Genomic DNA, 19,201 nt, shown 5'->3' on the forward strand with positions numbered 1-19,201 from the left:
TATCTTGCAAAGAAAAAGAATTTTTAATAAACCTTAGGCTAAAATAAGCTTTACTAAAAATTCTTTATTTTAGATCTAGTTGATAATCTTGAAATCCAACTGTTTAGCTAACAAATTAGCTTTCATGACTTTTATCTTAACTTGGTCACCCAACTGGTAAGTGTTGCCAGTTCTTCGACCCACTATAGCATAATTTTTTGCGTCAAAACTATAGGAATCGTCGATTAGATCGCGAAGTTTTATCATACCTTCGGCACCATTTTCTGGAATTTCTACCCAGAATCCAAAATCCGAAACCCCGGAAATAACACCATTGAAATATTCTCCAACATGTTTCTCCATAAATTTGACCTGCATATACTTGATAGAATCTCTTTCGGCATCAGCTGCAAGACGCTCCATCGCGCTACAATGTTTCGCTTTTTCTTCGACTTCATGGACATCAACAGATTTTCCTCCATCTAGATAATGTTGCAATAACCTGTGTGCAATAACATCTGGATAACGTCTAATAGGCGATGTAAAATGCGAATAATACTCGAAGCCTAAACCATAATGTCCAAGACTTTCTGTGGTGTATTTAGCTTTGCTCATGCTTCGCATGGCTAAGGTTTCTATCATATTTTCTTCCGCTTTACCTTTAACTTCTTGCAGAAGTTTGTTCATAGATTGGGTAGTGGTTTTCGCATTTGCTAAATTCATTTTGTACCCAAAACTACCAACAAAATCGCGTAGCGCATTTAGTTTTGTTGGATCTGGATCTTCGTGAACACGATAAATAAAGGTATTATGAGAAGCTTCATTTCTTTTATTTAAAGAAACAAATTCGGACACTTTTCTATTGGCTAGTAGCATAAATTCTTCTATCAAATGATTAGAATCTTTGCTAATTTTAAAATAAACACCTATTGGATTGCCTTCAGAATCAAGGTTAAATCTTACTTCACTTCTGTCAAAAGTAATTGCTCCGTTATCAATTCTTTCATCACGAAGAATTTTTGCTAATTCATCAAGTTTATTAATTTCTACTTGATAATCGCCTTCTTTAGTTTCGATACGCTCTTGCGCTTCTTCATAAGTGAATCGTCTATCGGAATGCGTCACGGTACGACCAAACCATTGTTTTTTAACTTTCGCCTGATCATCAATTTCGAAAACGGCGGAAAAGGTATATTTATCTTCATTCGGGCGAAGAGAACAAACACCGTTGCTCAAAACTTCGGGTAACATTGGTACAACACGATCTACCAAATAGACGGAAGTTGCACGATCGTAAGCTTCGTCATCCAACAAAGTTCCGGGGCGTACATAATGTGATACGTCGGCAATATGAACGCCAATTTGCCAATTTCCATTTTCTAATCTTTGAATCGATAATGCATCATCAAAATCTTTTGCATCTTTCGGATCAATCGTAAATGTGCAGATATCGCGCATATCCCAACGTTTTGCAACTTCTTCTGGGCGTATACTGGTGTCAATCTCATCGGCTTCTTTTTCAACTTCTGGCGGAAAATTGTAAGGCAAACCATATTCAGCCAATATCGCATGAATTTCGGTTTCGTGTTCTCCTGGTTTTCCTAAAACCTGAATAATTTCGCCTTCAGGATTTTTGCTTCCGGCATCCCATTTAATCATTTTAACGATGACTTTATCACCGTCTTTAGCTTCATTAGCTTTATTTTTTGGAATAAACATATCGGTATTCATATTCTTTTTATCAAAGACTACGAATCCAAAATCCTTATGAGGAATATCCTGGAAAGTTCCTACAAAAGTATCTTTGGCTCTTTCTAAAACATTGATAACAGAACCTTCTAATTTTTTTCCTTTAAAATGATAGGTTACAATGAGAACTTTATCACCTTGCAAAGCGTCTTTTACATTTTTTTGATGAATAAAAATATCATCTTCCAAACCATCAACTTTGACGTAAGCATTTCCGGATTGGTTAAAGTCTATAATACCTGTTAAAGTACCATCAATCTTGAGGTTGATAATATATTTCCCTTTTTCTACTTCTTTTATTTTTTCACTTGCCAATAAGCGATGTAAAGCCTGAATGACTAATTCGCGTTGTCTTGGATTTTTATAATCAATACCATTTGCAATCTGTTTATAATTATAAATTTTGTTGGTATTTTCATTCATAAAACGAAGAATAATTCTTCCCAATTCGAGAAGTTTCTGATCGTTTTTAAGACTTGTATTTCTTTTTTTCATAGGTTTAAAAATTAATAAACCTTAATATTAATGGTAAATACTAAGGTTTTTCTATTAAGAGCAAGCTATTTTGCTAACTCTGTTCTGGTGTCGTCCTCCTTCGAAATCTGTTGTGAGAAATTTGTCAACAATATCGAAAGCAAGTTCCTTAGCAATAAATCTAGCTGGTAAGGCTAGCATATTGGCATTATTGTGTTGTCTTGATAGCGAGGCTAATTCTGGCATCCAACATAGCGCACAACGGATTTGCTGATGTTTGTTTGCTGTAATCTGTACGCCTTGACCGCTACCACAAATAAGAATTCCGAATTCGGTTTCTCCACTTTCTACAGAAGAAGCCGCTGGATGTACAAAATCTGGATAATCTACACTGTCAGCAGAAAATGTACCGAAATCTTTTATTTCGTATCGATCGGCAAGGTAATTTTTTATCAACTCTTTATATTCAAAACCCGCGTGATCGGCTGCGATAGCTATTTTTTTCATGATGTACTTTTTTAAGATTAGATTTGTACAAATTTAAGATTATTCTAGTTACGGATAATTGTATTTAATAAAGAATAGAAGAATTAAAGATTAGAAATTAATATTTTGTTAATATCTCTAGACAAAACCTGTGGATAAAGCGGAAAAGTCTTGTGGAAAACTCGTTTCAAAATGTGCTTTATACTTTCAAGTTTTATTTGTATTGCACAATTAAGTTCAAAAAACAATCTTCATTTTAAAAAAACTTTTTGCAGGCTCATCCTTGCATTTTCCCCATAAAAGATTTCAGATTTTAATAAAATTAAGATTTATTGACAATTGTGGATAAGTGATATAATTAATTGAAAATCAATATTAATATTTGTTAACAGAATATGAATTGAGTTTAAATTAAATGTTATCAAAAAAATCAATTTTATTTTTCCACAAAACTCACAACTACAATATACAGTAACAATATTTCTTTTTTATAAAATTAAAAATATAGAATAGTAAATGTTGTAACGATGTGGAATCTTTTATGCCGAAAGTTCTTTTTTTGAATCAGAGAAATCTTAAATTTGTAATCGTTGAAACTAGTCTTTCAAATATCAAACCAAAAAGAAATAATTTAATAAATACGAATGAAAACAATTAGAGATTTCGATTTCAATGGCAAAAAAGCCTTGGTACGTGTAGATTTTAATGTTCCGCAAGATGACCATCTTAATGTAACAGACAATACAAGAATTGTAGCAGTTAAGCCAACTGTAGACAAAATATTAGCGGATGGCGGTTCTGTTATTTTGATGACACACCTAGGTCGCCCAAAAGGAGAAGTTAACGAGAAATATTCTTTGAAACCTATTGTATCAGAAGTTTCTAAAGTGCTAGGTAAAGAGGTAAAGTTTGTAGATGAATCTATTGGCGAAAAAGCAGAAGCAGCTGCAAAAGCTTTACAACCAGGAGAAATTTTGTTATTAGAAAATCTAAGATTCCATAGCGAAGAAGAAAAAGGAGACGAGGCATTTGCAGAACAATTATCAAAATTGGCAGATGCTTATGTTAATGATGCCTTTGGCACAGCACATAGAGCACATGCTTCTACGGCAGTAATAGCTAAATTTTTTCACTCAACTAAATTTTTCGGTTTGTTAATGGCGAAAGAATTAGAAGCAATTGATAAAGTTCTTAAATCTGGACAAAAACCAATAACAGCAATTCTTGGAGGATCAAAAGTTTCAACAAAAATTACAATAATAGAAAATATTTTACCAGCAATTGACAATCTTATCATTGGAGGCGGAATGGCATTTACTTTCATTAAAGCTTTAGGTGGAAATATCGGAAACTCTCTTGTAGAAGATGATAAGCTACAACTGGCTTTAGAAATTTTGGAAAAAGCAAAACAAAATAAAGTTGACGTATATCTCCCTAGTGATGTTGTGATTGCTGATGCTTTTAATAACGATGCCAATACAGAAATTGTAAATGTCCATGACATTCCAGAAGGATGGATGGGGCTGGACGCAGGACCAGAATCTCGCTCCAAAATTAACGATGTTATTTTGAATTCACGTACAATTCTTTGGAATGGACCAATTGGTGTTTTTGAAATGTCAAAATTTGCTGCTGGAACTATAGCTTTAGGTGATAGTATTGAAGAAGCTACAAAACTTGGTGCTTTCTCATTAGTTGGCGGTGGCGATAGTGTTGCTTTTGTTAAACAATTCGGTTATGCTAACAAAGTAAGTTATGTATCGACTGGCGGAGGTGCGATGTTAGAAAGTCTGGAAGGTCTAGAACTTCCTGGTGTAGCAGCAATCAATAATTAAATATTTAATTTTCAAAAATAAAAACCGACAAAATGTTGTCGGTTTTTTTATGTCTTAGATTTTACGAATGGACTTGATAAAATTTTTATTCGATTCTCAAGGACTTAGTTTAATTTTATTTTTTTATTCTAAATTTTAAAAATAATAGGTTTTCCACAAAAAAGTAACAATTTGTCCGAAAATTGGCTTTTATAAATAGCTTAAAAATCAATTTTCTAATTTTTTCCAATAATATATATCAAACTTGAAAATTCGCCCGAAAAAGATGCCTTTATGTTAGAAATTGCTCCACGAATTGTTGCTTTGAGCCAAAAAAGCTTAGAATTTTTATATTTTTCGCTCAACATTGAAATATAAAACGAATCGAGTAGGAGGGGTTTTATTTTTAGAAGATCCCATTTTTTATTTTCAGAAATTAAATTTTCCATTCCATTTTTTGAGAAATGATAAATGTGTCTCGGTACATCATAAGCGGCCCAATATTCTTTATAATATTTAGCATCGTAAGAAGTAGGATTGGGAACAGCAATTATTAATTTACCTTTCGCTTTCAATTTTTGATAAAATAAAGAAAGCATTTCTTCTTGATTTTCCACGTGCTCGAAAACATGCCAAAGTGTTATTGCATCAAAAGATTCATCTTCTATTTCATCAAGATTTGAAATTATCTTCGTTTTTGAAGTTTTAGATTTAGCAGCATTTCTTGCATCTTGATTGGGCTCAAATCCAAAAGTTTCAAAATCATTTTCGATATATTTTAAAAATTCTCCTGCGCCGCAACCATAATCCAATATTTTTATTTTCGAATTATTATTTGCATAAGTTTTTATGATATTTTTCTTGTAAGAAAGATTAAATCCTTGCAGAAATTTATATAATTTCTCTTTAGCACTTCCAGAATCTTGATGGTGCGAAATATAGTCTTTGCTTTCATAATATTTTGAAAGATTCGCCGGAATAGGGTAGGTTTTCCAAACCCCTTTGGTTTTAGTTTCTTCTAATTCAAAAATTTCTTGGCTTAGAAAATGATCTTTTATTTTCATTTGATGATATTAATTTTAATGCCTTAAAAAAATGGAATTGTAGTTATCCACAATTCCACAATTTAATAAATAAGTCTAATTTTTAGCTTTTATAAATGTTTCACGTGAAACATTTAACAAGTTATCCACAAATTATCTTCCCAGATAAACTAATAAAACATTGATATCAGCAGGCGAAACACCACTAATTCTTCCTGCTTGTGCAATAGTTTTAGGTTTTATTTTTCCTAGTTTTTGTTTGGCTTCGGTAGATAAACTTGAAATTTTACTAAAATCAAAATCTTCAGGTATTTTGATATTTTCTAATCTGTTAAGTTTAGATACATTTTCTTTTTCCTTTTCGATATAACCTTTGTATTTGATATTAATTTCTGCCTGCTCTCTTACTTCATCATTATATTGGCTTAAGAACTCTTTTATGGCTGGGATTTCTTCTAATTTTTCTAAAGACATATTAGGTCTCGTCAAGATTTGTGCTGCTCTGTATGCTTGATCAACCGGACTAGAATTGATGCTTTCTAAAATAGGATTTATAATGCCGGGTTTTAAAGAAGTTTCTCTCAAAAAGCTCTCAAGTTCTTGACTTTTAGCGATTTTATCATTAACTTTTCTTAAACGCTCTTCTTTTGCTAAGCCAATATGATAAGATTTTTCTGTTAAACGAATATCGGCATTATCCTGACGAAGTAGAAGTCTGTATTCTGCCCTAGAAGTAAACATTCTATAAGGTTCTTCGGTTCCTTTTGTGATAAGATCGTCGATAAGAACTCCTATGTAAGCTTCATCTCTACTTAAGGTGAATTCTGGCTTATCTTGTACTTTAAGTGATGCATTAATACCAGCAATTAAACCTTGTCCTGCGGCTTCCTCGTAACCTGTTGTTCCGTTGATTTGACCTGCGAAATATAGGTTTTGGATAAGCTTTGTTTCTAAAGTGTGATAAAGTTGGGTAGGGGGGAAGTAATCGTATTCGATTGCATAACCCGGACGGAAAACTTTTACATTTTCAAAACCAGGAATAAGTTTCATTGCTTTAATTTGTACATCTTCTGGAAGTGAAGAACTGAATCCATTAACATAGATTTCTACGGTATTCCAGCCTTCTGGTTCAACAAAAAGTTGATGTCTTGTACGTTCTGCAAAACGATTAATTTTATCTTCAATACTTGGACAATATCTAGGTCCTAGACTTTGTATGGTTCCGTTAAACATCGGACTTCTATCGAATCCAGAACGTAAAACGTTATGAACTTCTTCGTTGGTATATACGATGTAGCAACTGCGTTGTTCTGTAAGTTTTGGCGTATCCAGATAAGAGAATTTTTTTGGATTTTCGTCACCAGCTTGTTCTTCCATTTTAGAATAGTCAAGACTTCTTCCATCAACACGTGGTGGGGTTCCTGTTTTCATTCTTCCAGCTTCAAAACCTAAAGAAACGAGTTGTTCTGTTATGCCAAAAGCTCTGGGTTCTCCCATTCTCCCACCACCTAATTGTTTTTCGCCAACATGAATTAAACCATTTAAGAAGGTTCCGTTGGTTAGTACAACGGCTTTTCCATGAATTTCTATTCCAAGAGAGGTTACAACTCCAACAGCTTTATTATCTTTGATAATTAAGCTTTTAACCATGTCTTGAAAGAAATCTAAGTTTGGTGTATTTTCTAAAGCTATACGCCATTCTTGAGCGAATAACATTCTATCATTTTGGGTTCTCGGAGACCACATTGCTGGACCTTTTGAAAGGTTAAGCATTTTGAATTGGATAGCGGATTTATCAGAAATTATACCAGAATAACCACCCATGGCGTCAATTTCCCTCACGATTTGTCCTTTTGCAATTCCTCCCATTGCAGGGTTACAACTCATTTGTCCAATGGTTTGCATATTCATGGTGCACAAAAGAGTTTTTGAACCCATATTAGCTGCGGCCGCGGCTGCTTCGCAACCTGCGTGACCTGCACCTACGACGATAACGTCATATATTTCTGAAATCATTTTTTATTCAGTTTATAAAAAAAAACAAAATGTTTCACGTGAAACATTTTTAAATTATTGATACTTTTCGTTATATAATGCTAGATAAAAATCTTCTTTAGAACGCATTGTTTTTTGTTCGTCTTCTGATTTGTCTTTGAAACCAACCAAGTGGAGTAGGCCATGCGCTAATACGCGTCTAAGTTCTTCATCCTTGGATTTTTTCATAAGTTCTGCATTATCTGTTACACGCTGCAAAGATACAAAAATGTCAGCGTTTATTGTTTTGCCTCTTACTTTATCAAATGTAATAATGTCTGTGTAATAATCGTGTTGTAGAAAGTCCTGATTAATTTTTAATAAATAATCATCATCACACAATATGTAATTGATATCGCCAAGTTTTTTGTTTTCTTTTAATACAAGTTCTTCAAGCCATGCAGAATAGCTTGTATCTATTGTATTTTCTACTTCTTCAAAGAAAAATTGTATCATAATTTTAAAACCAGTGTCCCAATATTACACTGAACATTCCTTTTTGTTTGTTAATAGATTGGCTGAAATTAAGTTTAATTTGACCAAAAGGAGATTTGTATCCCACAGTGATGCCAACCGAACTGTAATTAATTTTAACGGTATTTTCTAAATCAAAATTATCAAATGTGTTGGCAAAACTAAAGTTTCCAATAATAAAATAGTTTTTGTTAAATCTAAATTGTAAATCGTTGGAAGCTGATAATAAATTATTCTCACCAATTTGGGCAAACTGAAAACCAGGCATAGATTTTATATTTCCTAAATTTTGTTCGAAAATTCCGCCAAGACGGAACTGATAAAAATGTGGAATAATTTCTCCAAAACTGAAGCCACCATACAAAGAAAGCCTGTAGGTGAGTTTTTTAGAAATAGGAAAATTCATTCTTATATCTGCTTTGACTTGGACGGGTTTTTTCTCTAATTCTGAAGAAAATACGTCCAAAACTTTGACTTCACTATTTAGATAAAATCCCCGCGTTGGAAAATCTCGATCGTTTTGTGTGTCGCTTTTTACAAAGGCATACAAATTAAGATATCTGTCGGAATTATAATTTGCACCAGCTGCATCTTTTTTATCAAAATAATCAAAGCTAATACCGGTTCCCATGGCGTATTTATCTTTCCATACCGATTGAATATAGGCTTCGTTTCTGAACCATTTCCAATCTTCATAAACTGATTTATTAGCATTTAACAATTCAAAACTTATTCCTGATGCATATAATCCAAAGCCAGGAATGTAGCCATTGTCTATAAAATAATTAAAATAGTATCTAGGATTGTCGCCCACAACAAAATCCATCGATAAGTCCGTATTCCTGAACAATAGCCGTTTTGCAGAATAATTAATTAATAAACCTGTCTTAAATATCTCATCATAATGCAGTCCAAATTTTATAAAATGTCTTGTATTATCTTCAGTAACTTCTATTTTTAGATAATTACTGTCTTCATTTTGGATAATATCATAATTTATAAAACGGTAATTATTGGTTGAATACAGTTTATCAATCATTTTGTTGATGCTGCCATAGGTCTGCATCGATGGGGTGCGAAGTCCCATTTTTCCTAAAATATAATTTTTTCCGTAGATATAATTTTTTTCAATGATAAGACTGTCTATTTTATAAACATTGCTGTAGATAGGGTTAATTGGAATTCTAAGACGATCAAATTCGCGCTTAGGAAGCCTATCTAGAACCGTTTCGTATCGCTTTGCCGCAACATACCCGCTATCGAGAATGTTTCGTTTGTTATCATAGCTTGTAGCCGTCATACCCGTTAAATCTGGCTTTATGTTGATGTCGGTATATTTATATTGTCGTTTTGTATCCCTTTGAATCCCAAAATCGATGATTTGATTTAAAATCGAAATTATACTTTTGAGGTCATCACGTTTGGCAAGACCTTGGTTGAGATCAACACCTATTACGATGTCAATTCCTCTGTCTTTAAGCGGTTTTGATGGATAATTTACTGTCATTGCTCCATCTACATAAAGACTATCACCAATTTTTACAGGTTCTAAAAGCGAAGGAAATGCGGAACTTGCCATGATAGATTGTACCAAATCACCATTTTCTAATACCTTCATATTTCCGCTTTCCAGATTGGTAGCTACGCATAAAAAGGGAATTGGAAGCTTTGAAAAATCTGTTACTGTGGACACATTTTTTAGCAATTCTTTCAACATATAGACATTGCGCTGACCTGTGGATATAGAAGAAGGGAAACTGGCTTTTCCGTCATGTAATGGGATATTTAAAAGATATTTATCAACGGATTTACTAAAAAATGTAGCATCTTTTCTGGAAGTAGGATCTGTGATTAATGAATAAAAATCTGTATCCATCACAATTTTTTCGATGTCTTTCCCAGTATAACCAGAAGCGTATAAGCCACCAATAATAGCTCCCATACTTGTTCCGGAAATATAATCAATTTTAATTCCTAAAGAATCAATAATTTTTAACACGCCCACATGCGAAAATCCTTTAGCACCGCCGCCACTTAAGGATAGACCAATTTTCGGATTTTGAGGAATAACAAGAGGCTCTTTAACTTGTGCATTAAACAAATTAAAGAGTGTTAAACCAATTAAAATCCAAAAATTCTTCACATTTAGTCTTTTATATAAACTCTTTTTACACGGGGCGAAATAGATGATAATACTTCGTAAGGTATTGTTTTACAGTAATTTGAAAAATCAATCAAACTTGGTTTTTCAGAAAAAATTATGACATCATCACCTTCTTTCGCGGAAATATCTGTAACATCAATCATTAACATATCCATACAAACAGTTCCTACAATAGGAACTAATTGATTGTGGACACTAACTTTTCCTACTCCATTCCCAATTAATCGAGGAATTCCATCGGCATATCCAACAGGAATTGTGGCGATTCTGGATTCCTTTTCTGCTTTAAAACGTCGTGCATAACCAACTGTTTTTCCGATATTTATATCCGAAATTTGTGAAATTACAGTTTTAAAACTAACAGTCGTCTGCATACTTTTTTGAATATTTTCATTATAAGCGATTCCCATCATTCCAATTCCGATTCTCACCATGTCATATTGATCCTCAGTGTAATTAAGAATTCCAGAAGAATTAAGGATATGTCTTATTGGTTGATATCCAAGCAAATCTATTAAATTATTTGATGCTCTTTTAAAATTTTCTAATTGAAATCTTACGTATTCTTTTTCTTCCGGCATATCTGCGGTAGCCAAATGACTGAAAATACTTTGTACCTTGATATTGTTTTCATAGACTATTTTGGAAAGTTCCCCAAGTTCATTCTCTTTGAAACCTAAACGATGCATACCAGTTTCTAGCTTAATATGGATAGGATATTTTTCAGTAATACCAAGACGTTTTAACTCGTTGCAAAATAATTCTAACACACGAAAGCTGTAGATTTCAGGCTCAAGATTATACTCAATAACAGTTCTGTAACTATGTTGCTCTGGATTCATCACAATAATGGGAGTGGTGATTCCTTTTTTTCGTAAATCTGCACCTTCGTCAGCAACAGCAACGCCTAGATAATCAATGTGATGGTGTTGCAAAAACTCAGAGATTTCAAAACCTCCTAAGCCATACGCATTAGCTTTAACCATTGCCATTATTTTGGTTTCTGGTTTTAGTAAAGACTTGTGAATGTTGATGTTATGTAACAAAGCATTGAGATTTACTTCAAGCCGAGTTTCATGTTTTCTTAGTTCTAAAATATCTTTAATACGTTCGATTTCAAATTTTCGGGCACCTTTCAGAAGAATGAGTTGATTTTCAAATTCATCAAAAGATCTGCTTTCTATGAAATCATGGGTTGAAGTAAATGTATAAATTTTAGTTTTAATTTCATTGGAGAATTTAATTATTTCATTTCCAATGAGATAAACCCGTTCAAAATTTTGTTCATTTACCAGATCAATAACTTCTTTGTAAAAATTATCATCAATATCAGACTCTACAAAATCGGTTAATACCAAAGATTTTTTTGGCTTGTTATATTCTTTAATGAATTGAAATGCTATTTTAAGTGAATCTAAATCTAAGTTATAAGAATCATTGATAATCAAGTTATTACGAACTCCTTCGACACTTTCTAGACGCATTTCTACTGCTTGTAAAGCATTTATTTTCTCAACGATTTTTGCATTAGAAAATCCTAATTTTTTCAATACAGCAATCAATGCTAGGGCATTTGACAATGTTGCGCGGTCTCTGTTATGTGCTTGGAAACTAATTTCTTCATTAAAAACTTGAACAATAATAGGTTCTTTTCTATTGTTAAAATTATTTTTAATGAAAATATTATTGGTAGGATTTAATCCAAAACTTATTAATTTTTTACTTGAATAGGATTTGTTTATTTTATTAACAATCAGTTCTTTATCTCCATTAAAGATAATAACTTTAGAATGTTTGAAAAGTTTTATTTTTTCGTCAATAAGTTGTGCTTCATTTTCAAAGTTAGCCGAATGAGCAGAGCCGATATAAGTTAATACACCTATGTTTGGATGGAAAATTTCTTCTTGTTGAGTCATTTCAGTAGGTTTAGAAATGCCAACTTCAAAAATTCCCAATTCATTTTTTGGATTAATCTGTAGTAGAGAAAGGGGGAGTCCTATTTGAGAATTGAAACTTTTCGGGCTTTTTACTGTTGAAAATTCGCTCCAAAGACTTTGATAGAGCCATTCTTTAAGAATTGTTTTGCCATTGCTTCCTGTAATGCCGATGCTTTTTATAATTGAATTTTCAAAATGATATTTGGCTAATTGCCTCAAAAATTGCAAACTGTTTTCAACAATAATCCATGTAATGTTAGGATTGTCACTACTTTTTTTCTCAGCAATAATAATTTCAATTCCTTTTTCAATCGCGGATTCTATGTATTTTTCACCAGAATTTTTTGAAGAATTGATTGCAATAAAAGCAGTGTTTTTTGAAGAATAAATACTACGGCTGTCAAAAGCAATATTTTTGACAACGCGTTTTGGGTTACCAATTAGTCCAGCATTGGTAATAAAAGCAATTTCTTGAGTTGTATATTTCATTTTGTTGTAGAATCATTATGATTCTGGATTATTTTTTGACAGAACTTCGTCGATAAAAACCCGTCTGCTAACTGCTTCGTAGCTATCGGTTTCTCCAAGTTCAACAATATCTTTTCCATGTGAAGTCCGCATCGAGTAGTTGGCAAGATTTCCCGTTCTTTTACAAATGGCATGCACTTTTGTAACATATTCTGCAGTTGCCATAAGATTGGGCATTGGTCCAAAAGGCCTTCCGAGAAAATCCATATCGAGTCCAGCAACGACAACTCTTGTGCCAGAATTGGCTAATTGATTGGCAACTTCGACAACACCATCATCGAAAAACTGTGCCTCATCTATGCCAACAACATCGCAATGCGAGCCCAACAACAGAATCTCGTTAGAAGAATCTACCGCTGTACTTCTGATTTTGTTTTGATTGTGCGACACAACATCATCATCCGAATAGCGTGTGTCCACTTTTGGTTTAAAAATTTCAACCGTTTGTCCTGCCATTTCGGCGCGTCTTAATCGGCGAATCAGCTCTTCTGTTTTACCAGAAAACATCGATCCACAGATAACTTCCATCCAACCACTCTGTTTAGAATGATTTATTGTATTTTCTAAAAACATTCTTTAATTTAGCAATTCATAAAGGTGAAAAAATTTCACAACATTTAAGCTTTTTTTTAAGCTTTTGTCTTGTAAAAATTTCGCTGTAAAATGAAGTTCAAAATTACGAAAAAGATAATAAGATTGTTATGAACGGACTACAAGAAATCCAAGACGAGTTGTTTCTTGATATTCAAAATATTATTGAGGAATTGACTGAAATTTCATCCATCGATGAGCTTCTTCAAAAAGAAAAATTAATAAAAGAATTGTCAGAAAAGGCAACTTTCTTAAAACTAAGTGAAGCATTTGGACTTAATAATCTTGTTTCAAAATCTAATACCGCCGTGCCAATTGTTTTAAGTCCAGAAACTGAAACTGTTTTTGAAGACGAAATGTTAGAAGAGCCAGAATTGGAAGAAGTTATAGATGACGGAGATCTGGACCTTAATGATAATCAAATTTTAGCAGAAGCGCATCAGGAAGAATTGCTTGAAGAAGTGGAGGAAAAGCTTGTTGATGAAGATGAGCTTGAAAATGACCAACTAGATTTGTACGACAACGAAATGTTAAAAGATGATGATACTGAGCATCACGAAGAACATATTGATTCGCAAATTGAAGAATCGGCTTCGTTTTTAAATAATGAAAGTCAGTTTTCTTTTGCGCTAGATAATTCAGCTGAAGAACAAAAAGTTGAAGAGCCGAGTTTGATTTCCGAAATTTTTGTGTCAGAAGAAGAATCGGATGTTGATAATGTTGAAGAAATTAAGGCAGAAAATAAAGATGAATCTGAAATTGTTGAAGAAGAACCAAGCCAAGACTTAGAAGAAAATACTGAAGTTGCAGAGCCTCAAGAAGAAATTGCAGCCAGAATTGAAGAAAAACTTCATGATTCGATTTTCGAAAGTGACGAAGCAAATGCGAATGCTAAAAAAATAAAATTGGCAAACATCAAAGGAATTGGTAAAACATTATTTGATGACGATCCCTTGGAAAAAATTATTTCTACTGATTCGCCAACTTTGGAAACTAAGATTACAGGCAGCCTTAGTAAAAGCAATATGCCGACAGATTACATGGAGGCACCAAAACCAAAACCAGAATTTCGTCTTGACCTGAATGATAAAATAGCCTTCTCGCAACATTTGTTCAAAAACAGTCAAGTAGAACTCAATCAGGTAGTTACTCGCCTTAACGAATTTGATAATGTTGATGATGCTAAAGAATTTTTGAGTGACTTATATTACAACCGAGGTTGGGAAAAAGTTGATAGTTACGCACAGCGTCTCTGGACTTTGGTAGAAAATCGATTTTTATAATGAGTGGTATTTTATATTTTGTTCCTACGCCAGTCGGAAATCTTGAGGATATGACCTTCAGAGCAATAAAGGTTCTGAAAGAAGTAGATTATATTTTATGTGAAGATACCAGAACTTCAGGAATTTTATTAAAACATTATGAAATTTCGAAACCTTTGAGATCTTATCATTTGCATAACGAACATCAAGCTACAGAAAAAGTTATTTCTGATTTAAAAAACGGTCAAAATATTGCAATTATAACCGATGCAGGAACTCCAGGAATTTCGGATCCTGGTTATCTTTTAGCCAAAGCAGGCGCAGATCACTACATCGAAATGATTTGTTTACCAGGTGCAACGGCTTTTGTCCCCGCTTTGGTGGTGTCTGGATTACCCAATCATGATTTCTATTTTGCAGGATTTTTACCTCAGAAAAAAGGACGTCAAACAAAACTTAAACAATTGGCAGAAGAAAAGAAAACCATTATTCTTTACGAAAGTCCGCATAAGATAAATACCACACTAGAACAAATTAAAGAGTTTTTCGGTGAACATACTAAAGTAAGTCTTAGCCGAGAAATTTCTAAAAAATTTGAAGAAACTAAACGTGGGACAATCAATGAGTTAATTGAGTTTTCTAAAAGTAAAACTTTAAAAGGAGAAATCGTTTTAATAGTTAATAATGTAATATGATGTAGGAGCCTTGTTAGAGCTCAAAACCCTAACAAGGCTATTAACACAAAATATTATTCGTTACATTTGATTTAAGAAAAAGATAAAATAATATATGAAATTATTAGAAGGAAAAGTGGCGCTAATCACTGGAGCAACACGAGGAATAGGAAAAGGCATTGCTGAAATTTTTGCAGCGCAAGGCGCACAAGTAGCCTTTACTTATGCAGGATCAGTTGATAAAGCCAAAGCTTTGGAAGAAGAACTTTCAAAGTTGACAAAAGTAAAATCTTATCAGTCGGATGCTTCAGATTTTGATGCTGCTCAAAAGTTGGTGGATGATGTTATGGCTGAATTTGGAAAAATTGATATCTTGATAAATAATGCAGGCATTACAAAAGATAATTTGATGTTGAGAATGTCAAAAGACGATTGGGATACCATTATCAAAGTGAATTTAGATTCTGTATTTAATCTTACAAAAGCGGTGATTAAGCCGATGATGAAAGCAAAATCGGGGTCAATTATTAATATGTCATCGGTTGTTGGGGTTAAAGGAAATGCCGGACAAGCTAACTATGCGGCTTCTAAGGCTGGGGTTATTGGTTTTTCTAAATCAATAGCTTTAGAACTTGGTTCGCGCAACATTCGTTGTAATGTTATTGCGCCAGGTTTTATTGAAACTGAAATGACTGCCGTTTTGGATGAAAATACAGTAAAAGGCTGGAGAGAAGCCATTCCGTTGAAGCGCGGTGGACAGCCACAAGATGTTGCCAATGCTTGTGTGTTTCTAGGAAGCGATATGTCAGGCTATATCACAGGACAAGTCATCAATGTTGATGGAGGAATGTTAACTTAGATTCAAAATTAAATTTAAAATATTGCAGCTTTCGGGCTGCTTTTTTTATATCTTCATTTAATGATTGATTTCCCCATAACGCTTCATTTTTTCGGTTATGATGTATTGTTGCATCCCATCATGGAAAGTTTTGGGATTTTTCTTGCGATGCGTTACTATTATTTTCTAAAGCGACGTTCTACAGAAAAAATGTCGCTTACAGTTTCTTTAGCCGTTATTATTGGTGCAACTGGCGGTGCTTTATTGGGTTCTAAACTTATCGGAAATCTTGAAGATCCATTTACTCTTTTTAATCAACAGTTTAATTTGAAAGAGTTTTGGTCCAGTAATACCATTGTTGGTGGATTAGCGTTTGGACTTATAGGAGTAGAACTTGCTAAAAAAATGGTAAAACATAAAGAAAGCACGGGAGATTTAATTGTTTTTCCGCTTATTCTTGCGATGATTATCGGGAGAATTGGTTGTTTCTTAACGGGAGTTTATGAAGAAACTTATGGACTTCCCACCAATTCAATTTTTGGAATGTATCTCGGTGATGATTACAAAAGACATCCCGTAGCTTTGTATGAAATTGTCTTCTTAATTTTCCTTTGGTTTATTTTAAAGAAAATAAAAGATAAAAATGCGTTTCCATCGGGATTTGTGTTTCAAATATTTATGTTGAGTTACTTTACATTTAGGTTTTTATTAGATTTTATTAAACCTAAAGTTGATTTAATTTTTAATCTTGGAACCATACAAATTGTAAGTCTGTTTGTCATAATTTATTACATTTATAAGATTAAAAATTCTCTAAACGTCAATCTCAAAAACACAATTGTAAAATAATATGAAAAATTCCTTAATATTATTAGAAGTAGGCAATCTTGGAGGTGTTGTTGTTATGATTTTTGCAATAATTGGCATTGGTGCTTTCTTATTATCCTTAATCGTTGCTGGAATTTATAAATTAATGTATGAATTTAAAGGCACGAAAAAGCTTTCTAAATCCCAATTTTGGCAGGTTGTTCTTGTCTGTTTGCTTATTTGCGGACTTATTACAGGAATGATTTGTATGTAATTTTAAAAAAATAAAATGCCAATAAGAAATTATACCTATTACGATTATACACTAAGTCTTTGTCCAGAATGTTTGAAGCGTGTTGGCGCGAAAATTATTATCGAAGATGAGAATGTTTTCATGACCAAACGTTGTCCAGATCATGGATTTTTCAAAACAAAAATTGCCACAGATGTTGACTATTACAAAAATATCAGAAACTACAACAAAGCTTCGGAAATGCCAATTCATTTTGGGACAGATGTTCTTTACGGCTGCCCTTACGATTGCGGATTGTGTGTAGATCACGAGCAACACAGCTGTTTGTCGATTGTAGAAGTTACAGATCGTTGTAATCTCACCTGTCCAACTTGTTATGCCATGTCTTCGCCACATTACGGAAGTCACAGAAGTTTGGAGGAAATAGAAGCCATGTTTGATATCATTGTAAAAAATGAAGGTGAACCCGATGTGGTGCAAATTAGCGGCGGCGAACCTACCATACATCCAGAGTTTTTTAAAATTATGGATATTGCTAAGTCGAAACCAATTAAACATTTAATGTTGAACACCAACGGAATTAGGATTGCAAATGATCCTGGTTTTGCAGAAAAATTGGCAACTTATGCTCCCGAATTTGAAGTTTATCTTCAGTTTGACTCTTTTAAACCTGAAGTTTTAGACGATTTTAGAGGAAAAGATTTGACGGATGTTCGCATGAAAGCGCTTGAAAAATTAAATGCGCTCAATCTTTCAACAACTTTGGTGGTGGTTCTTCAACAAGGGAAAAATATTGACGAAATTGGTAAAATCATAGATTTTGCTTTGAAACAAAAATGCGTTCGTGGAATTACTTTTCAACCCGTGGAAATTGCAGGAAGAAACCGTGAAGATTCTCCGCACGAAAAAATTACTTTAACCGAGGTTCGTCAAGAAATTCTCAACCAGTTTCCTTTGTTAAATTCAGATGATATTATTCCTGTTCCGTGTAATCCAGATGCTTTGGCGATGGGATATTTTTTAAAATTAGACAATGAAATTATTCCTTTAACCCGATACATCAATCCTGCTGATTTACTGAACAATGAATCCAAAAACACCATTGTTTATGAACAAGATGAGGGTTTGAAAATGCAGCTCATCGATATTTTTAGTACGGGAATTTCTGTGGATAAAGTTCAGCCAAAAGTTAACCAATTGTTGTGTTGCCTTCCAGAAGTTGTCGCGCCAGATTTGGGTTACGACAATCTTTTCAGAATCATCATTATGAATTTTATGGATGCTCATGATTTCGATGTTCGAGCAGTGAAAAAATCTTGTGTACATATCGTGAATAAAGATTTAAAGCTCATCCCTTTCGAAACGATGAATCTTTTTTACAGAGATGATAAACAGAAACATTTGGAAGAATTAAGAAAAGATACAAGGGTTTTATTTTAATAAATTTAATTTCAAGAAATTCGGATAAGCTAGTTTTTGTCTGTATTTTTGTCCTTTTAGTAAGAAATAATGTTAGAAATTAATCAGAAAACATATAAAAATCCACTTTTTGTCTTTGCATTAGAAAGTGAAGCAGACGTTGAATTTAAAGGTGAAAATAAAGTCTTTATTGGTGTGGGAAAAGTAAATGCAACCTATTATTTAATGAAAGCTTTACACGAGCATCAGCCAGATGTTGTCATCAATTTAGGAACGGCGGGAAGTACGACTTTTAATAGAGGAGAAGTGGTTTGTTGTAACCAATTTATCCAACGAGATATGGAGGTGATGGCTTTAGGATTTCAAAAATTTGAAACGCCTTTTGAGAACTCTTCAATTATTCTTAATCATGGAATTGAGTTAGAATATTTGCCTATCGGGATTTGTGGAAGTGGCGATCAATTTGAGATGGAGCACAACAACCATGAATACAATGTTATTGATATGGAAGCTTTTGCTTTGGCGAAAGTCTGTCAGCTAGAACAAATAGATTTTCTGTGTTTAAAATATATTTCTGACGGCGCCGACGGAAATGCGGTTGACGATTGGACTACGGAAGTTAAAAAAGCAGCAAAAGCTTTAAAAGTAGCTTTGGATAAATAAAATAAGGACTCA

General features: G+C 33.3%; 16 protein-coding genes. 8 read left to right on the top strand and 8 right to left on the bottom strand.

Annotation, left to right across the window (positions count from 1 at the left end; all coding sequences use genetic code 11):
- Positions 1-75 precede the first annotated feature (75 nt).
- Together rnr and rpiB are read right to left on the bottom strand one after the other, a co-directional pair.
- Positions 76-2,223 (bottom strand): ribonuclease R, encoded by a 2,148-nt coding sequence (gene rnr / locus ACVFVN_RS09495; RefSeq protein ID WP_456235059.1) that lies wholly within the window; start codon positions 2,221-2,223, stop codon positions 76-78.
- A gap of 54 nt (positions 2,224-2,277) precedes the next feature.
- Entirely contained in the window at positions 2,278-2,709 is a 432-nt protein-coding gene (rpiB, locus tag ACVFVN_RS09500) for a ribose 5-phosphate isomerase B (protein ID WP_165134932.1), read from the bottom strand.
- Positions 2,710-3,332: 623 nt separating this feature from the next.
- Between rpiB and ACVFVN_RS09505 the strand changes: the two genes are divergently transcribed.
- A complete protein-coding gene (locus ACVFVN_RS09505; protein ID WP_456235060.1) occupies positions 3,333-4,523 on the top strand; it encodes a phosphoglycerate kinase in 1,191 nt (396 codons plus the stop codon).
- A 215-nt stretch (positions 4,524-4,738) separates the two neighbouring features.
- Here ACVFVN_RS09505 and ACVFVN_RS09510 read toward each other — a convergent pair whose 3' ends face one another.
- From ACVFVN_RS09510 to ACVFVN_RS09535, 6 genes are all read right to left on the bottom strand, one after another.
- On the bottom strand, positions 4,739-5,566 hold the full coding sequence (locus ACVFVN_RS09510) for a class I SAM-dependent methyltransferase (protein ID WP_456235061.1): 828 nt from the start codon (positions 5,564-5,566) through the stop codon (positions 4,739-4,741).
- 132 nt (positions 5,567-5,698) lie between these two features.
- On the bottom strand, positions 5,699-7,561 hold the full coding sequence (gene mnmG, locus ACVFVN_RS09515) for a tRNA uridine-5-carboxymethylaminomethyl(34) synthesis enzyme MnmG (RefSeq protein WP_456235062.1): 1,863 nt from the start codon (positions 7,559-7,561) through the stop codon (positions 5,699-5,701).
- A gap of 54 nt (positions 7,562-7,615) precedes the next feature.
- Positions 7,616-8,035: an rRNA maturation RNase YbeY gene (ybeY, locus tag ACVFVN_RS09520; RefSeq protein ID WP_456235063.1), complete on the bottom strand. Its 420-nt coding sequence runs from the start codon at positions 8,033-8,035 to the stop codon at positions 7,616-7,618.
- A gap of 4 nt (positions 8,036-8,039) precedes the next feature.
- Positions 8,040-10,196, bottom strand: coding sequence for a patatin-like phospholipase family protein (locus ACVFVN_RS09525; RefSeq protein WP_456235064.1), 2,157 nt, complete (start codon positions 10,194-10,196; stop codon positions 8,040-8,042).
- A 2-nt stretch (positions 10,197-10,198) separates the two neighbouring features.
- Positions 10,199-12,643 (bottom strand): bifunctional UDP-N-acetylmuramoyl-tripeptide:D-alanyl-D-alanine ligase/alanine racemase, encoded by a 2,445-nt coding sequence (locus tag ACVFVN_RS09530; RefSeq protein ID WP_456235065.1) that lies wholly within the window; start codon positions 12,641-12,643, stop codon positions 10,199-10,201.
- 15 nt (positions 12,644-12,658) lie between these two features.
- A complete protein-coding gene (locus tag ACVFVN_RS09535) occupies positions 12,659-13,255 on the bottom strand; it encodes a thymidine kinase (protein WP_165134948.1) in 597 nt (198 codons plus the stop codon).
- Positions 13,256-13,383: 128 nt separating this feature from the next.
- Here ACVFVN_RS09535 and ACVFVN_RS09540 point away from each other — a divergent pair, with 128 nt between their 5' ends.
- The 7 genes from ACVFVN_RS09540 to ACVFVN_RS09570 all read left to right on the top strand — a co-directional run bounded on the left by ACVFVN_RS09540 (position 13,384) and on the right by ACVFVN_RS09570 (position 19,189).
- Positions 13,384-14,556: a hypothetical protein gene (locus ACVFVN_RS09540; RefSeq protein WP_456235066.1), complete on the top strand. Its 1,173-nt coding sequence runs from the start codon at positions 13,384-13,386 to the stop codon at positions 14,554-14,556.
- Complete coding sequence (gene rsmI / locus ACVFVN_RS09545; protein WP_456235067.1) at positions 14,556-15,230, top strand: 16S rRNA (cytidine(1402)-2'-O)-methyltransferase; 675 nt, start codon at positions 14,556-14,558, stop codon at positions 15,228-15,230. Before ACVFVN_RS09540 ends, rsmI begins: the two co-directional genes overlap by 1 nt.
- Positions 15,231-15,324: 94 nt before the next feature.
- A complete protein-coding gene (gene fabG / locus ACVFVN_RS09550) occupies positions 15,325-16,068 on the top strand; it encodes a 3-oxoacyl-[acyl-carrier-protein] reductase (protein WP_456235068.1) in 744 nt (247 codons plus the stop codon).
- 60 nt (positions 16,069-16,128) lie between these two features.
- Positions 16,129-16,896 carry a prolipoprotein diacylglyceryl transferase gene (locus tag ACVFVN_RS09555; RefSeq protein ID WP_456235069.1) on the top strand — a complete coding sequence of 256 codons (768 nt, stop codon included), beginning with the start codon at positions 16,129-16,131 and terminating at the stop codon, positions 16,894-16,896.
- Position 16,897: 1 nt separating this feature from the next.
- Positions 16,898-17,128 (top strand): hypothetical protein, encoded by a 231-nt coding sequence (locus tag ACVFVN_RS09560; protein ID WP_456235070.1) that lies wholly within the window; start codon positions 16,898-16,900, stop codon positions 17,126-17,128.
- 15 nt (positions 17,129-17,143) lie between these two features.
- The gene (locus ACVFVN_RS09565) at positions 17,144-18,547 is read left to right on the top strand and encodes a radical SAM protein (RefSeq protein ID WP_456235071.1); all 1,404 of its coding nucleotides are present in this window, start codon (positions 17,144-17,146) and stop codon (positions 18,545-18,547) included.
- Positions 18,548-18,616: 69 nt separating this feature from the next.
- Complete coding sequence (locus tag ACVFVN_RS09570) at positions 18,617-19,189, top strand: 5'-methylthioadenosine/S-adenosylhomocysteine nucleosidase family protein (protein WP_456235072.1); 573 nt, start codon at positions 18,617-18,619, stop codon at positions 19,187-19,189.
- Positions 19,190-19,201: the final 12 nt, after the last annotated feature.

Source organism: Soonwooa purpurea, from assembly GCF_053891095.1.

Excerpts from the sequence above, each read along its gene's own strand:
- rnr (WP_456235059.1), bottom strand. The coding sequence starts at position 2,223 with ATGAAAAAAAGAAATACAAGTCTTAAAAACGATCAGAAACTTCTCGAA.
- rpiB (WP_165134932.1), bottom strand. The coding sequence starts at position 2,709 with ATGAAAAAAATAGCTATCGCAGCCGATCACGCGGGTTTTGAATATAAA.
- ACVFVN_RS09505 (WP_456235060.1), top strand. The coding sequence starts at position 3,333 with ATGAAAACAATTAGAGATTTCGATTTCAATGGCAAAAAAGCCTTGGTA.
- ACVFVN_RS09510 (WP_456235061.1), bottom strand. The coding sequence starts at position 5,566 with ATGAAAATAAAAGATCATTTTCTAAGCCAAGAAATTTTTGAATTAGAA.
- mnmG (WP_456235062.1), bottom strand. The coding sequence starts at position 7,561 with ATGATTTCAGAAATATATGACGTTATCGTCGTAGGTGCAGGTCACGCA.
- ybeY (WP_456235063.1), bottom strand. The coding sequence starts at position 8,035 with ATGATACAATTTTTCTTTGAAGAAGTAGAAAATACAATAGATACAAGC.
- ACVFVN_RS09530 (WP_456235065.1), bottom strand. The coding sequence starts at position 12,643 with ATGAAATATACAACTCAAGAAATTGCTTTTATTACCAATGCTGGACTA.
- ACVFVN_RS09535 (WP_165134948.1), bottom strand. The coding sequence starts at position 13,255 with ATGTTTTTAGAAAATACAATAAATCATTCTAAACAGAGTGGTTGGATG.
- ACVFVN_RS09540 (WP_456235066.1), top strand. The coding sequence starts at position 13,384 with ATGAACGGACTACAAGAAATCCAAGACGAGTTGTTTCTTGATATTCAA.
- rsmI (WP_456235067.1), top strand. The coding sequence starts at position 14,556 with ATGAGTGGTATTTTATATTTTGTTCCTACGCCAGTCGGAAATCTTGAG.
- fabG (WP_456235068.1), top strand. The coding sequence starts at position 15,325 with ATGAAATTATTAGAAGGAAAAGTGGCGCTAATCACTGGAGCAACACGA.
- ACVFVN_RS09555 (WP_456235069.1), top strand. The coding sequence starts at position 16,129 with ATGATTGATTTCCCCATAACGCTTCATTTTTTCGGTTATGATGTATTG.
- ACVFVN_RS09560 (WP_456235070.1), top strand. The coding sequence starts at position 16,898 with ATGAAAAATTCCTTAATATTATTAGAAGTAGGCAATCTTGGAGGTGTT.
- ACVFVN_RS09565 (WP_456235071.1), top strand. The coding sequence starts at position 17,144 with ATGCCAATAAGAAATTATACCTATTACGATTATACACTAAGTCTTTGT.
- ACVFVN_RS09570 (WP_456235072.1), top strand. The coding sequence starts at position 18,617 with ATGTTAGAAATTAATCAGAAAACATATAAAAATCCACTTTTTGTCTTT.